Annotated in this window: 13 protein-coding genes; 4 read left to right on the forward strand and 9 right to left on the reverse strand. The window is 32.8% G+C overall.

The genetic code is table 11. The annotated features are described in order from the left end of the window. Positions 1-78 precede the first annotated feature (78 nt). Positions 79-1,146 (forward strand): branched-chain amino acid aminotransferase, encoded by a 1,068-nt coding sequence (locus ACJJVO_RS09455; RefSeq protein WP_405573267.1) that lies wholly within the window; start codon positions 79-81, stop codon positions 1,144-1,146. A 235-nt stretch (positions 1,147-1,381) separates the two neighbouring features. After that, positions 1,382-3,475 carry a thiamine pyrophosphate-dependent enzyme gene (locus ACJJVO_RS09460; RefSeq protein WP_405576930.1) on the forward strand — a complete coding sequence of 698 codons (2,094 nt, stop codon included), beginning with the start codon at positions 1,382-1,384 and terminating at the stop codon, positions 3,473-3,475. A gap of 70 nt (positions 3,476-3,545) precedes the next feature. Here the strand turns inward: ACJJVO_RS09460 and ACJJVO_RS09465 are convergent, their stop codons facing one another. The 3 genes from ACJJVO_RS09465 to ACJJVO_RS09475 all read right to left on the reverse strand — a co-directional run bounded on the left by ACJJVO_RS09465 (position 3,546) and on the right by ACJJVO_RS09475 (position 6,064). Beyond that, positions 3,546-4,649 carry a coiled-coil domain-containing protein gene (locus ACJJVO_RS09465; RefSeq protein WP_405573269.1) on the reverse strand — a complete coding sequence of 368 codons (1,104 nt, stop codon included), beginning with the start codon at positions 4,647-4,649 and terminating at the stop codon, positions 3,546-3,548. A 79-nt stretch (positions 4,650-4,728) separates the two neighbouring features. Continuing rightward, positions 4,729-5,514, reverse strand: a complete 786-nt coding sequence (locus tag ACJJVO_RS09470; RefSeq protein WP_405573270.1) for a hypothetical protein — start codon at positions 5,512-5,514, stop codon at positions 4,729-4,731. Continuing rightward, entirely contained in the window at positions 5,501-6,064 is a 564-nt protein-coding gene (locus ACJJVO_RS09475) for an RNA polymerase sigma factor (protein ID WP_405573273.1), read from the reverse strand. The genes ACJJVO_RS09470 and ACJJVO_RS09475 overlap by 14 nt, the downstream gene beginning before the upstream one ends. Before the next feature lie 260 nt (positions 6,065-6,324). Here ACJJVO_RS09475 and ACJJVO_RS09480 point away from each other — a divergent pair, with 260 nt between their 5' ends. Then, entirely contained in the window at positions 6,325-7,599 is a 1,275-nt protein-coding gene (locus ACJJVO_RS09480; protein ID WP_405573276.1) for an aryl-sulfate sulfotransferase, read from the forward strand. A gap of 3 nt (positions 7,600-7,602) precedes the next feature. On the opposite strand, the gene ACJJVO_RS09485 is transcribed toward ACJJVO_RS09480, so the two are convergent. After that, positions 7,603-8,580 (reverse strand): polyprenyl synthetase family protein, encoded by a 978-nt coding sequence (locus ACJJVO_RS09485; protein WP_405573279.1) that lies wholly within the window; start codon positions 8,578-8,580, stop codon positions 7,603-7,605. Between the two features lie 131 nt (positions 8,581-8,711). Here ACJJVO_RS09485 and ACJJVO_RS09490 point away from each other — a divergent pair, with 131 nt between their 5' ends. Further along, positions 8,712-10,346, forward strand: a complete 1,635-nt coding sequence (locus tag ACJJVO_RS09490; protein WP_405573282.1) for a T9SS type A sorting domain-containing protein — start codon at positions 8,712-8,714, stop codon at positions 10,344-10,346. Between the two features lie 77 nt (positions 10,347-10,423). Here the strand turns inward: ACJJVO_RS09490 and rlmN are convergent, their stop codons facing one another. From rlmN to ACJJVO_RS09515, 5 genes are all read right to left on the reverse strand, one after another. After that, the gene (gene rlmN, locus ACJJVO_RS09495) at positions 10,424-11,464 is read right to left on the reverse strand and encodes a 23S rRNA (adenine(2503)-C(2))-methyltransferase RlmN (RefSeq protein WP_405573284.1); all 1,041 of its coding nucleotides are present in this window, start codon (positions 11,462-11,464) and stop codon (positions 10,424-10,426) included. 90 nt (positions 11,465-11,554) lie between these two features. After that, positions 11,555-12,604, reverse strand: coding sequence for a tRNA preQ1(34) S-adenosylmethionine ribosyltransferase-isomerase QueA (gene queA, locus ACJJVO_RS09500; RefSeq protein WP_405573287.1), 1,050 nt, complete (start codon positions 12,602-12,604; stop codon positions 11,555-11,557). A 152-nt stretch (positions 12,605-12,756) separates the two neighbouring features. Further along, the gene (locus ACJJVO_RS09505; RefSeq protein ID WP_405573289.1) at positions 12,757-13,983 is read right to left on the reverse strand and encodes a 3-phosphoshikimate 1-carboxyvinyltransferase; all 1,227 of its coding nucleotides are present in this window, start codon (positions 13,981-13,983) and stop codon (positions 12,757-12,759) included. Positions 13,984-14,017: 34 nt separating this feature from the next. Next, entirely contained in the window at positions 14,018-14,344 is a 327-nt protein-coding gene (locus ACJJVO_RS09510) for a nucleotide pyrophosphohydrolase (protein ID WP_405573291.1), read from the reverse strand. A 2-nt stretch (positions 14,345-14,346) separates the two neighbouring features. Then, positions 14,347-16,299, reverse strand: coding sequence for a transglutaminase domain-containing protein (locus ACJJVO_RS09515; RefSeq protein ID WP_405573294.1), 1,953 nt, complete (start codon positions 16,297-16,299; stop codon positions 14,347-14,349). Positions 16,300-16,345: the final 46 nt, after the last annotated feature.

The raw sequence follows: 16,345 nt of genomic DNA on the forward strand, positions 1-16,345 counted from the left end.
CTGTCATTCCTGCACAGGCAGGAATCCACAACAACTTAATTAAAATAGATTCCAGCTTTTGCAGGAACGACCAAGATTATGAAAAATAACATTTCTATAAATACAGTAACCGAATCCAAAGTCAAAAATATAGACTTCAACAACATACCATTAGGCACAACATTCACAGACCACATGTTTATTTGTGATTATAACAATGGCGTTTGGGAAAACCCAAGAATAGAACCCATGGGAATGATTCCTACACATCCAGCAGCGATGGCTTTGCATTACGGACAAGCCATTTTCGAAGGCATGAAAGCTACTGTAGATACCAATGGAAACCCAATGCTTTTCAGGCCATCAAAAAATGCAGAACGGTTAAATTTTAGTGCAGACCGAATGGGAATGCCTCATTTTCCAGAAGATTTATTTGTAGAAGGCTTAAAACAACTAGTTGCAATAGAACAAAATTGGATTCCACCAATGGACGGAAGCGCACTCTATTTAAGGCCATTCATGTATGCCGACGAAGCCTTTATTGGTATGCGAGCAGCAACACATTACAAGTTTATAATCATGGCATCACCAGCTGGTCCATTTTTTACTAAACGTATAAAACTATGGGCAGAAAATAAATATATACGTGCAGCCTCAGGCGGAACAGGAGAAGCTAAAGCTGCTGGAAATTACGCAGCAGCCATTCGTCCAACAGAATTAGCAAAAGCCAAAGGGTACGACCAAGTATTGTGGTTAGACGCAGTAGAACATAACTATATCCAAGAAGTTGGCACCATGAATATTTTCTTTAAAGTCAACGGAAAATTCATCACACCAAAACGCGATGGTTCCATTCTAGATGGCATTACCAGAATGAGCGTTATGGATATTTTAAAAGATAAAGGTTACGAGGTTACAGAACGCGCTATAACCATTCAAGAAATCCGAGATGCTTCAATTGACGGTACATTAGAAGAAGCCTTCGGAACAGGAACAGCCGTTGGTATTGCTTATATTCAAGAAATTGCAATGGGCGAAACAATAATTCATGTGTCAGATAAAAGTCCAGTAGGTTTAGAAGTTAACGATACTCTAAACGCTATCAAAACGGGAAAAGTAGAAGATAAATTTAATTGGATGGTTAAAATTGAAAACCAATTAGCTTAAAATAATTTGGGCGTTACCACAAGGGTCGGGCTTTCGGCAGTCGCTTTTTTTGAAAAAAACAAAAAAGAGCTTCAACAAATGCCTCAATCCCTAACGCTAAAGTAACCGTCCGACAATGAATAAAGTCACTTCTAGTGATTCCGATTTTTTCATCGGAATTGTATCGAGAAGTTCAGCAAGAAGTTCTCGATAACATATAATTGTATAACTAATGAGATTCCCACTTTCGTGGGAAATGAATATGAAAAAAGAAACACTAAAAAAAGGATTTTCAAAACTCTGCACAGCAAAAGCCATGGCAGAATTATACGAAGCTAATTTTAAACAAGTTTCAAAATACGTACACGCAACTTCTCGTGGACATGAAGCCATTCAAATAGCTTTAGGAATGCAACTATTACCTCAAGATTATGCATTTCCGTACTATAGAGACGATGCTATGCTATTATCATTTGGTTTAGAACCTTACGATTTAATGTTGCAATTATTAGCCAAAAAAGACGATCCGTTTTCTGGTGGAAGAACCTATTATTCACATCCAAGTTTAAAGGACGACGATAAGCCAAAAATTCCACACCAATCTTCTGCAACGGGAATGCAAACCATTCCAGCAACAGGCGTTGCCATGGGAATGCAGTATAAAGAATTACAAGGTTTAGACGATTATAGTTTAGAATCTGACCCTGTCAGTTCGAGCGCAGTCGAGAACGCTCTAAAACCAATAACTGTTTGTAGTTTAGGAGACGCCTCAGTAACCGAAGGAGAAATAGCAGAGGCGTTTCAAATGGCAGCTTTAAAGCAAATGCCAATCTTATATTTAGTACAGGATAACGGTTGGGATATTAGTGCAAATGCAGCAGAAACGAGAGCGCAAAATGCTTTCGAATATGCCGCAGGATTTAAAGGTTTAGAGGCGATCTCAATAGATGGTGCCAACTTTACAGAAAGCTACGAAGCCTTAGAAAAAGTTATAGAAACTATCCGTACAGAGCGTAGACCATTTTTAGTACACGCAAAAGTACCGTTATTAAATCACCATACTTCTGGTGTAAGAATGGAATGGTATCGCGATGATTTAGACGAAGCACGTTCTCGTGATCCTTATCCTGTTTTAAAACAACAATTATTAGATGCAGGATTTTCAGAACAAGAAGTTGAAGACATAGAAAATTCAGCGAGTGCGAAAGTACAATCAGATTTTGAAAGAGCGTTATTAGCCGAAGATCCAAAACCTGAAGATTTATTTACAAACGATTTTGTACCCACACCAATTACCGAAGAAAAAGGAACACGTTCACCAGAAGGTGCCGAAAAAGTGGTTATGGTAGATTGTGCTTTATTCGCAGTAGAAGAATTAATGAAAAAGCATAAAGAATGTTTGCTTTACGGTCAAGATGTTGGTGGAAGACTTGGTGGTGTTTTTAGAGAAGCAGCAACGTTAGCACAAAAATTTGGAGACGATCGTGTGTTTAACACACCAATACAAGAGGCTTTTATTGTAGGTTCTACAGTTGGTATGTCTGCAGTTGGCTTAAAACCCATTGTTGAGGTTCAGTTTGCTGATTATATTTGGCCTGGATTAAATCAGTTATTTACAGAAGTCAGTAGAAGTTGCTATTTGTCTAACGGCAAATGGCCAGTTAGCATGATTCTTCGTGTACCGATTGGTGCTTATGGAAGTGGAGGACCTTACCATTCCTCTTCAGTAGAAAGTGTAATTACAAATATTCGTGGTATAAAAATTGCCTATCCAAGTAATGGATCAGATTTAAAAGGCTTGATGAAGGCAGCTTACTATGATCCTAATCCAGTTGTAATTTTAGAACACAAAGGTTTGTATTGGTCTAAAGTGCCAGGAACACAAGGAGCAACCTCTGTTGAGCCAAGTGAAGATTATGTATTACCTTTTGGGAAAGCTTGGGTGTTACAAGAAATTTGGAAACAAGAAAATGTAGAAACTTTAACCATTGTAACATATGGAATGGGAGTACATTGGGCAATGAATGCTTCAGAAGAATTAGGCATGCAAGACCAAATTGAAGTAATCGATTTGAGAACATTATTCCCTTTAGATGAAGACTCGATTATGAAATCTGTGAAGAAAACGGGTAAATGTTTAGTTGTAACAGAAGAACCTAGCAATAATAGTTTTGCAAGAGCATTATCTGGAAAAATTCAAGAAGAATGCTTTAAACATTTAGATGCGCCAGTAATGACTATTGGTAGTGAGAATATGCCAGCAATTCCTTTAAATTCAACTTTAGAACAAACGATGATTCCTTCAACTGAAAAAGTGAAAGCTAAAATTGAAGTTCTATTGAATTACTAATTAAAAAACAAAAAGCCTAAATCTAAAATTAGACTTAGGCTTTTTAACACTCAAAAATTGATTGATTGATTTAGTCCATATCAAATCGTAATCCGACAGATATATTATTTTGATCCACTACTTGATTTTTGAACAATGGATTAAGATCGTATTTCACATACAAAGCCACATTTCCTAAAGCCACATAGCCACTTAATCCATAAATAAACTCACTAACTTCTAATTGGTCACGTTGTTTATCTTTTTCGCGCTCTCCATCTTCTTTGTATTTTATTTTTTGCATGTTTCCAATATTTAAACCTGCATATCCACCTAAACCGACTTTTAATTTTTTGAATGTTGAATACCTAAAGTAATCTTCCTTTTCAATCTTTTTAGAAGGTCCGAATTCTAGATGCATAGGGATAACTAAGTTTGTTGTTCTAAATTTTATTTTATCCGCATCTATTGGATATTCTTGCAAAGAAATATTGCCATCTGTATTAACTAAGTAATTATTGTCTTTAATCTTTAACTTATTCCATTGCATAGAGAAACCGTATTTTAATCTCCAAAAGTTCGTGTTTTTAAAGATTCTTGTTTTCCATGCATAACCTAATTCAATAAATCCAGATCCACCCAACTTGTATGGAGAATCTTCTAAATCCTGACCATCGATTAATGCATTATTAAACCCAAAAGCAAAGACAATATCTTCGGTCGTTCTTCTATCATACTTTCGTGGTTTATCATCTGCCCTGTCTCCAACGTAAATAAAGCTCTCACTTGTACTCTCATCACCACCAATTCTAAGAATCAATCGATTTCCTTCGTCAACTCTTTTATATTGGTATGCATCATAACCGTTTCTCTGTAAAAGTGCAATTTTTTGGTCTATTATTTCACGACGATTTTCTATGTTAAGTGCCGCTGTTTTAGCCGCTTCTTTTTTAAGATTTTCAGCCTCTGCTGCTGTAATTTCTTTACTATCTAAACGTTTATTAATTTTGGAAATCTTTAATTTCAAAATTGACTTCTCTTGTTCTTCAATTTTAGTTCTATCCTCCTCAAGGTCACTAATTTTGTCATTCATTTTAGCCACTTTAATTGAATCTAATTCTTTGGTCTGTCCTTGTGTTGTGGCAAATGATAGAATTAATATCAAGTACACTAATAATCTGGTAATTGTGTTCATAACTGTTCGTTTTTTGATTTATTGATGTTTAATTAATTTGATTCTTGTTTTACATACATTTTCTGTACTGATTTTGACATTAGTTATTACGATTAACAACTGCCGTTTTTACAGTTTTGTAACTTTCTTTTAAAGCTTCAAATACTTTTCCTCTGTAGGATTGTCCCATTTCATCCTCCACACTTTCTAATAACTTTCCTGCATCAACTGTTTTAGTAGTTTCTATATTTAATTTTTCTTTGAAAAGTTCTTTACTAGCCACCTTTAATAAAGAATCTATTTCTCTATCACTGACACTTGACTGTTCATTTTTTGATTCTTGAATTGCAACTGTTAAAGTTTCATTAATTAACGCTTCTTCAATTATTGTTGCTTGGTTATTGACTTCTTTATTGTTAATTAAATTTTCAACGTCTTTTAAATTATTTTGTTCCGCAAGTCTTATATGCTTCTTGGTTTTTCTTTCAGTGCTTTTTTTATAATTAATGATCTCTGATTTATTAATTACAGGTAAGGTTTCATTTTTATCTTCTAATTGATCTTCTACCCTATCCTCTTGAATAACCAAATCAATAGAATTTACATCTTCATTTTTTTTATTATTAAAAGGTTCCTCTATTACATGTTCTTCAACTATTTGAGGCAGCACATTTTCGGACTCGTCAGTATTAAAAAACTGAAACGATACTGCTACCATTATCAATAAACCTGCTGCAATACTCAACCACCAATACATTGGCTTTTTAGATTTTTTTTCATCTTCATCTAGTCGATCAGATAGTTTTGACCAAGCGTCTGATGATGGAGACAAGCTTCGTTTTTCGAGCTTATCTTTTATTTTTTCTTCAAATTTAATTGGAGCCATAACTGTTGTTATTTAATTCTTTAATTTTCTTCTGAAGCATTTGTCGCGCTTTAAATAATTGCGATTTTGATGTGCCTTCAGAAATCTTTAATAGTTTAGCAATCTCTTGATGTTTATACCCTTCTATGGCATACATTACAAATACCATTCGGTAACCTTCTGGTAAACTATCTATGACTTGCTGTATTTCTGCTACTTCTATATTTGAATTGATGTTATTAAAAGAATCATGTTCTAAATAATCATCTTCTACTGCAAACTCTATATTCTTTTTCTGTCTTAAATAAGAAATAGCTTCTCTTACCATGATCCGTCTTATCCAACCTTCAAAACTGCCTTCATTTTTAAATGATTTTAAGTATTTAAAAACTTTAAAAAAACCATTCAACATTACTTCTTCGGCTTGATGTACATCTTTTATATAATAACGACAAACACTTAACATTTTGGGTGCATGCAACTCATACAATACATGTTGTGCTTCACGATTTTGTTTAGCAGCGCGCTGTATGAGTTTCGATTCGTTTTTATGAAGTTGTATAACTTTCATGGTTAGTTTTAAGTTCTAAATACGCTTAGATTGCTTTCTATTTATAAAGACGCTAGTTTGTGAACAAAGGTTGCTTCAAAAATTAAAATTATTTAAAAAAAATCACAAATAACTAATTTACAGTGTATTAAACACGCAAAAAAAATCATATTATAATTAGTAAAATAAAGCTAAACTAGCTTTCAGTAAAAAACTATTTAAATATAGTTTTAATAATTTGCTCTAATAATTAATACTCTTAATTTTACAATAAAACCTCTATGAAATATTTACATTTTATATTTTTAATTGGAATTACGCTTGTATTACTTAGTTGTAATGACGATGATGACCAATCAAATACACCAATCAATTTATCAGATAATGTAGAAATATATAACGGTAGTCTTATAGAAAATGGATATGTATTAGCTGTTAAAAATGGCAGTGCAACATCTTATTTATTAAATAAAGAAGGTTATAAAGTGCATGAATGGACATTTGAAGATAATTTAGGTAATGATTTGGAAATTCTTCCGAACGGTAAGTTATTAGGCATTTTTAAATCTAATAGTCCAGAAATATCTTTTGGTGGGTATGGAGGCATATTAAAAATCTTAAATCCTGATGGAACTACAGAATGGGAATACAACTATGCATCTGATGATAAAATTGCTCATCATGATGTAGAAATGCTACCAAATGGTAATGTATTATTTATTGCATGGGAGAGAATTAGTAGCGATGAGGCAGCTCTAGCAGGTGTGGATACAATAACAACTGATATTTTTCCAGAAGTTCTGGTTGAAGTTAATCCAACTACAAATCAAATCGTATGGGAATGGCATAGCTTTGACCATATTATACAAGACAAATTTAACACGTTGCCTAACTTTGGTAATGTGAGTGAGAACCCTCAACTCATAGATTTTAATTACGACATTGTTGATAATGGAGATATTATGCACGCTAATGGTATTGATTACGATGCAAACAAGGATGTTATCTATTTGAGTGTGAATTATTATCATGAAGTCTGGGTGATAGATCACAGTACAACGATAACCCAAGCAGCTACAAATTTCGGTGGGAATTACAACAAAGGTGGTAACCTACTTTATAGATTCGGTAATCCTGAAGCGTATAAAAACACTCAAGGACAACGTTTGTTTTACAACAACCACTTCCCAAATCTACTAGAAGACAATGAACCTGGAGCAGGAAACATGTTAGTCTATGGCAATGGCAATAATGTGAGTCAATCAACTGTTTTTGAACTAGATCTACCAGAGAACTTTTCTTTACTACCAAATACAAATAATGAACCAACTGTAATTTGGAGTTTTACCAATCCAGACTTTTATTTTGGTAGAGTTTCTGGTGCTGTACGTTTACAAAATGGAAATACCTTGATAGCCGAAGGTGATTACGGTTTTTGGGAGGTGACACCAAATAATGATATTGTTTGGAAATATAATGGTGGAGGTGACATTTTTTGGAGATGTTACGACTACTTACCCACCGATGAAAACATTCTTAACTTAGACTTATTTTAACCTCTATTTTTTTCTATCTATAACATAATCCACCATTAATATTAATGAAGATTTATAAGGTGATTCGGGATATTTCTTTAATAAATTAAGAGCTTCTTCTTGAAATATTTTCATTTTAGAAACCGCATAATCTAATCCTCCATTATTTTTAACGAAAGTGATAACTTCTTTTACACGCTTTTTATCTTTGTTATGATTCTTTATAGAATTAATAAGCCATGACTTTTCTTTTTTAGAACAATTATTTAATACATATATTAAAGGTAATGTCATTTTTTGCTCTTTTATATCTATACCTGTAGGTTTACCAATTGCCTCTTGACCATAATCAAATAGATCATCCTTAATTTGAAATGCCATACCAATCAATTCACCAAATTTTCTCATCGCTTCTACCTCTGGAGAATTAGGTTTTACAGAAGCAGCACCCAAACTGCAACAAGCTGCAATTAACGTTGCTGTTTTTTGTCTTATAATTTCATAATAAATATCTTCTGTAATATCAAGCTGTCTTGCTTTTTCAATTTGAAGCAACTCCCCTTCACTCATTTCTCTTACAGCAACCGAGATAATTTTTAATAAATCAAAATCATTATTATCTATAGAAAGTAAAAGCCCTTTAGATAATAAAAAGTCACCTATTAAGACTGCTATTTTATTTTTCCAAAGTGCATTGATAGAGAAAAAGCCGCGTCTGCGATTACTATCATCTACTACATCATCATGAACCAAAGTTGCAGTATGGATTAACTCAATTACCGAAGCTCCTCTGTAAGTGCGTTCGCTTACTTCTCCATTATTCATCATTTTAGCTACCAAAAAAACAAACATTGGTCGCATTTGTTTGCCTTTTCTATTTACTATATAATGCGTAATACGATTTAGCAACGCAACCTTACTAGCCATGGAGAGTTGAAACTTTTGCTCAAAAAGATCCATTTCGTAAGCAATTGGTTGTTTTATTTGTTCGGTAATCTTCATTTATGACATAAAAATGTAAAATTACAAATTCTATCAGCTATATATTCTTAAAATAGAATTATAATATTTTAACTTTTTCTGCTCGCAAATATTTGTAACTTTATGCAATTAATCTTATAAAACACAAACACATGAAAAAAATTACTTTATTATTTACATTAATGTTTGGCTCTGCTCTAATGTTTGGACAAGTTGTATTGTCTGAAGATTTTGAAAGTGGCTTAACATTACCTGCTGGTTGGACAAATAACGATATTGCTGCAGGAGGAGAAATATGGACTTTTGCTACTGGAGGCGATGCTGTAGGGTATAATTCACCTAATACTATTTATTATGATGACGCTTTTTTAGTTGGAAATTACGCAATACTTGACAGTGATGGTTATGGTGGTGCTATTGCTGAAGAAGTAGCATTAGAGAGTCCTGCTTTTGACGTTTCTGGAGCTACTAATGTTATCCTTTCTTTTAATCATTTTTTTACTGCAGGTTATGGAGGCGAAGGCTATGTAGAAGTTTATAATGGTACAGCATGGGTGCAAGTTGCTTATTATACAGGTGCATCACAAGATGATTCATCTTTTGGTTTAGAAGAAATAGATGTTTCTACAGAATTAAGTAGTGTTGCTAATGCTCAAGTTAGATTTAGATGGGTAGGAGACTACTCTTGGGGATGGGCTGTTGACAATATAGTAGTTTCTGCACCTACTTGTGTAGATCCTTCTATAACTTTTGATGATTTCTCTCAAACTACTGTTGACATTTCAATGAATGCTTCTGGTGATTATGATATAGAATGGGGAGTTTATCCATACATTCAAGGTACTGGTGGATCTACAGCTACTGTTACTGCTGGAGATACTTATCAACTTACTAGTTTAATGTCTGGTGTTTCTTATAGCATCTTTGTTAGAAAAAACTGTGGTGGTGGAGATTACTCTAACTACATAGAAGTAACAGCTGGAACCAGCCCTTCTAACTTAAGTACTTATCCTTACAGTGAAGATTTGGAGGCTGACGCTAACCAAGCATTATTATTAAATTTTGGTCTTAGCTTTGCAGGTACTGGAGCTTGGAGCTATACAGTAGATGATCTTCTTGACGGAGATACCACAAATGATTATGCATACGATGGATTAGCTTCAATGTTTTCAAATAACACAAGTACAGCAGAAGACGCTGATGCATGGGTATATGTTGGCCCTTTTAATTTAGCTTCAGATAGCGAATATACTTTTTCGTTTTTTCAACGAGTTTTAGCTGCTGCTGGCCTTTCTAGACCTAATAAAGATCTTGAAATAGCAGTTTCTTCAACTAATGATGGGTTAGGAAATACAATTCTATTAACTCTAGATGATTTAGTAAATATCGATTATGTAGAACGTTCTGTTACTTTTACGCCTGGAACTACTGGTGAATTCTATTTTGGAATTCATGATAAATCTAGTTTCCTTGCAACAGCTACCGCAGGAAATGCGCTTTTCGTTGATGGTTTCAGTGTAACAAGTGAAGCTCTAAGTATTGCTGAATTTGAATCTAATCGTTTTACACATTTCTACAATAAGAATGCACAAACACTTAACTTAGAATCTTCAAATATGGAGATGACAAGTATAGAAGTTTATTCTTTACTAGGTCAACGTGTAATATCTAATTCTTTATCTAATACTACTGAATCTATTGATGTTTCTGCTTTAAACACTGGTGTTTATTTAGCAAAAATAAATATTGATGGAAATTCTAAAACTATAAAGTTTATTAAGAATTAATCAGTATTAATTAAACAAAAAAAAGCGGCAATTGCCGCTTTTTTTTATGTCTAAATGTGAAGATTTCATTTTAACTATTAGCTTTTATTAGCTAACTGACCACAAGCTGCATCAATATCTTTACCTCTACTTCGTCTTACTGTAACTGTAATATTATTAGCTTCTAAAACAGATACGTACATATCTATAGCTTTTGTATTGGCTTGTTGAAATTCACCATCGTCAATGGGATTATACTCAATAAGATTAACTTTACTCGGTGCGAATTTGCAAAACTCAACTAAAGCTTCAGCGTCTTTTCTTTTATCGTTTATGCCATCCCAAACAACATACTCGTAAGTAATTCTGTTCTTTGTGGCTGCATACCAATATTGTAACGCTTCCCTTAAATCAGTTAAAGGAAATGTGGCATTAAATGGCATTATAGAAGTTCTAATTTCATCTATAGCAGAATGTAACGACACAGCCAACTTAAACTTTACGTTATCATCTGCCATTTTCTTTATCATTTTTGGTACTCCAGATGTAGAAACCACAATACGTTTTGGCGACATCCCTAAACCTTCAGGCGAGGTTATCTTATCAATAGCCTTAAGAACGTTATTATAGTTCATTAAAGGCTCTCCCATACCCATAAACACAATATTGCTTAATGGTCTGTTATGATATAATCTGCTTTCGTTATCTATAGCTACAACTTGATCGTAAATCTCGTCTGGATTTAGATTTCGCATGCGTTTTAGTCTTGACGTTGCACAAAATCTACAATCGAGACTACAACCTACTTGTGATGAGACACATGCTGTTGTTCTAGTAGCAGTTGGAATAAGTACCGATTCTACAATTAAATCATCATGTAATCGCACTGCATTCTTTATAGTGCCATCAGAGCTGCGTTGCATCTGATCTACTTTGATATGATTAATGACAAAATTATCTTCTAGCATCTGTCTAGTTTCTAAAGATACATTTGTCATATCCTCAAAACTATATGCAGACTTTTGCCATAACCATTCGTAAACCTGGTTACCTCTAAAGGCTTTATCTCCATGTTTAACAAAGAATTCTCTAAGCTGTTCTTTGGTTAAGGCGCGTATATCTTTCTTTTTGGTTTCCATCTTTTGCAAATGTACTTAAAATCTAGTGTATGCTTTAAAAAGTAAAAGCCTCAATGAAGAGGCTTTTTAATTATAATCTTGTATTCTTAATTAGATGATAAGCATCGCATCACCATAAGAATAAAATTTATACTTTTCTTTTACAGCTTCTTCGTATGCTTTTTTCATAAAATCATGACCTGCAAATGCAGACGTCATCATTAATAAAGTTGATTTTGGTGTATGAAAATTAGTAATCATACAATTTGCAATACTAAACTCGTAAGGAGGAAAGATGAACTTATTTGTCCAACCATCAAATTCATTTAATCTACCGTTAGAAGACACTGAACTCTCAATAGTACGCATTGATGTTGTACCAACAGCGCACACACGTTTTTTCTTTTCAATTCCTTCATTTACAATATCTGCAGCAGCTTTTGTAATAATGATTTCTTCACTATCCATTTTGTGCTTAGATAAATCTTCTACCTCAACAGGATTAAAAGTACCCAAACCAACATGTAAAGTTACTTCTGCTGTTTTCACACCTTTAATCTCTAAACGTTTTAATAAATGTTTAGAAAAGTGTAAACCTGCAGTTGGTGCAGCTACAGCTCCTTCATTTTTTGCATAAATAGTTTGGTAGCGCTCTTCATCTTCTGGCTCTACTTCTCTATTAATATATTTTGGTAATGGTGTTTCTCCAAGCTCAGTTAACTTTGTTCTAAAATCTCCATAAGATCCATCATATAAGAAACGTAAAGTTCTTCCTCTAGATGTTGTGTTATCTATTACCTCAGCAACTAATGTTTCGTCATCACCGAAATATAACTTATTCCCTATTCTAATTTTCCTAGCTGGATCTACCAAAACATCCCAAAGGCGTTGTTCTTGGTTTAATTCGCGCAATAAAAAAACTTCAATACGCGCTCCTGTTTTTTCTTTATTACCATATAAACGTGCAGGAAACACTTTAGTGTCATTCATAATCATCACATCTCCTTCATCAAAATAATCGATGATATCCTTGAATTGTTTATGTTCAATAGTTTGTTTTGCTCTATTAAGAACCATTAACCTCGATTCATCTCTGTGTTCTGCAGGATGCTCGGCAAGTAATTCATCTGGAAGGTCAAAACTAAAGTGTGATAATTTCATGTGTTTGTTTTATTTTTAAGAAGTTGCAAATATACAATCTCAAGATAGGGGTTGTCAAGTAAATAAGCGTTTATTTTAATATCGTAAGTTTTTAAGTGAAAATTATAACTTTAGATATTAGATAAACACTAACATATTTAATTTACAATATTTTATTTTAAGTTGAAACCAATAGCTATAAAATCTTCCCAAAACTGTGGATAGGATTTACTCACCACATCTGCGCTGTTAATTACAATTGGCACTTTTAAACCTAATGGAGCAAAAGCCATTGCCATTCTATGATCGTTATAGGTTGAAATACAAATGTTATCATTAATTCCCTTTGAAGGCTTTAAATGCAAAGACGCTTCAGTAATAACTACATCTCCTCCTAATTTTTCTATTTCTGTTTTAAGAGCAACTAAACGATCTGTTTCTTTTATTTTAAGCGTATGCAAACCTGTCATATAACTCTCTAAACCTAAACCAAAGGCTGTTACAGCGATTGTTTGTGCAATATCAGGAGCATTACTTAAATCTAATTCCACACTACTTTTATCACTTGTAATTGAAGTTTTTTGAAGTATAATCGAATGCTCTAAAAAAGTCGTTGTAACACCAAAATTTTTATAAATTGAAGCCAAAATCGAATCACCTTGTAGGCTATTTTTGTTGTATGAATTAATCGTTATTTCCGAGCCTAGATCACTTAAAGCAATAACGCTATAGAAATATGACGCAGAAGACCAATCAGACTCAACTGTTAATTTTTGAGGTTTAATCTCAACTGCATTAGGTTTTACTGTAATGGTGTTATTAATAAAACTGGTTTCAACACCAATACTATTTAGCAATGTTAAAGTCATTTTAATATATGGAACGGATGTAATTTTTCCTTCTAATATGAGCTCTAATCCGTTTTCTAATTGTGACGCAATAAGCAATAATGCAGAAATATATTGACTACTCACATTAGCTTCTAATGAGACCTTACTTTTTTTAAGATGCCTTCCTTTTATTTTTAAAGGCGGAAAGCCTTCATTTTCTAAATAAGTGATATCTGCTCCTAAAGTGGTTAAAGCATCGACCAAAATTTTTATTGGTCGTTCTTTCATCCGTGAAGAACCTGTAATTATAACTTCTCTATTATTTTGAATCGAAAAATAAGCTGTTAAAAACCGCATTGCTGTGCCAGCATGATGAATATCTATAAGTTCTTCTTGAGAATTTAAAGCTTTTTGCATCAACACAGAATCGTCTGAATTAGAAACGTTCTCAATTTTAATCTGCGGATATAGTGCTTGCAATAACAATAAACGATTAGATTCACTCTTAGATCCTGTAATCTGAATATTTTGATGACTTGTAAGCTTTGATTTTTTTATACTGATGTCCATATTTGGAATCTCTAATAAGATTGAAGTTACAAAACTACTTCAATTTCTCGTTATTGTGATGTCTGTTATGATCGCGTTTGGTTTTTTTATCCATTTTTTTATCAAATGCCTCTTGTAAGTCAATACCTGTTTGGTTAGCCAAACATAATACCACAAACATTACATCTGAAAGTTCTTCACCAAGATCTTTATCTTTATCGCTTTCTTTTTCACTTTGCTCACCATAACGTCTAGCAATAATGCGAGCAACCTCACCAACTTCTTCAGTTAGTTGAGCCATATTGGTTAGCTCATTAAAGTAGCGCACTCCGTGTGCATTTATCCAATCGTCAACTTCTTTCTGTGCGTTTTTAATGTTCATGTTTAGCTTTTAGTTAGTATAATTTGTTCCGCTTGTTTCTCTACAATTTTGCTGTAAAAATCTTTAAAAACCCTATAATCTTTAGGTGAAATAAGTGGATTAAAGATATCTAATTGAATTTTTAATTGTAAATAATTTCCGTTTTGTTTCGCAAGATAAGTAAACTTCACGTCAGAATTTTTGAAATCCACAGCTTCGGATGCTGGTAAATATTCTACCTCAAAACCTTCAGGAATTAATATATTTACTAGATACTTTTCGGAATTAGGAATAATAAAATCAATAGGGTATTGACGTTCTTCTAATTTAAATGGGTTTTCTTTATCCCTTAAAAACAATAATGGTGTAAAATAAAGTTTATCACCTATTTCATCAATACCATCAGTGAGTTCGTATTCATAATTCACTTTTATTGGCTTAGCACTACTCTTAAAATTCTCGACATTTAATTCACTAATTTCTATATCACCTTTATCTTTCTCTAATGATTTAACATGGTCATCTTCTTTCATATTTGCATACTTTTCTCTGTAGAAGTAAGCAATGTAATTTGATAAATTTTTGGCTACTTTGCCTGTAATTGTGTAATCGTCATTAATTTTAACATTAAGCACTGTAGCCTCTGAAGAATGTTTACTTGCTTGCAAATTAATCCACCTTGATTTATTTGTATCTTCCATTAATCTTCCTTGCCAATTAAGCACGCGCAAAGGTAAAACGTTATTAGTACTATACTGCTCAGTAGCATCTATTAATAAATACTCATCTTTTTGTTGCACACTACATATTACATAATTAAACACTTCGCGAGAAGGAAATAACGGGATTCCATTGTTTCTTGTACTTAATACTACAGGATTAGCGTTTACACCTTGAGAGCGTAACATAGATACCACCATTAAATTAATATCAGCATCATTGCCCTCTCCATTTTTATATGCAGAACGCACACCTTTCTCAGCATACTTGCCATAGTTCCCATTCCACTTTACTTTAGATTTAACAAAACTCTCAACTATTAGTGCTTTTTCAAAATCATCTTCAACACCTGCTAATATAGCTTCCAAATCAGTTTTATAAACATTAAACTTACCTAATTGCCCTCCAAAATCTTCATTATCGTAAACTGTTTTTGAAACATCTTCCCATGTTAACGAAAATGATTTTTCTACAAGCTTCATATTATTTAAATATGCAGAAAGCTCCATCGCCAATTTACTTCTATAATTATTAATATTCCCAGCAAAAGCCTCACTACGAAGAGCTGGAATATCTACCTCATTTACAGAAAAAACATCGATGTTATAACTAAATGGTATCGTAGTATTTTTAGAAGATGTTTCTATTTTAGGCAAATAACTAGCTTGTAAATTAAACTGTTTATTATAAACATAATATTCAGGTGTTTCAACTCTAATATCTAGCTTATTAAGAGGAATACTAAACTGAAAAATGATATCGTCTATGCTGATTCTTGGGGAGGTGATTGTATACTTATATTCAATAATGGTACCTTCCTTAACATTAGGCATAGTAAATGAACTTATTTTTAAAAACTCATTATAATTTTCTTCAAACTTTCCATCATTTTTTAATTTCTCTTTTTTAATTTTATCTTGTTCAAGATTATATGAAAATCCTTTTAAACCTATAAGAGTTTCTTTTTGTGAATTACTTCTTAACAAACGAATTTTTTTAGTTGCCCAATCAAAACCATCCTTATTATATATTTTTATACGTTCATGTACTTCTCTATTTTGAATGAAGCCTTGATTTTCTACATAATTAAAAACAATCCTCTCTTTTCTATATAATATTGCAGCCGAAGCCGATGAATCTTTATAATGGTACTTTTCTTCCAATTCTACTTTTGATACTTTTCCAAAGTCATAATTCTGACTACTCAAAAAATTAAAACTTAAAACGATGGTGATTATAAATAGTGTTTTTTTCATGCGTAAAGTGGATTGATTAATTTATTAGTTTTTCATTTAGTTTTAG

The sequence above is a fragment of the Winogradskyella sp. Asnod2-B02-A genome (assembly GCF_045063645.1).
Lineage (GTDB): Bacteria > Bacteroidota > Bacteroidia > Flavobacteriales > Flavobacteriaceae > Winogradskyella.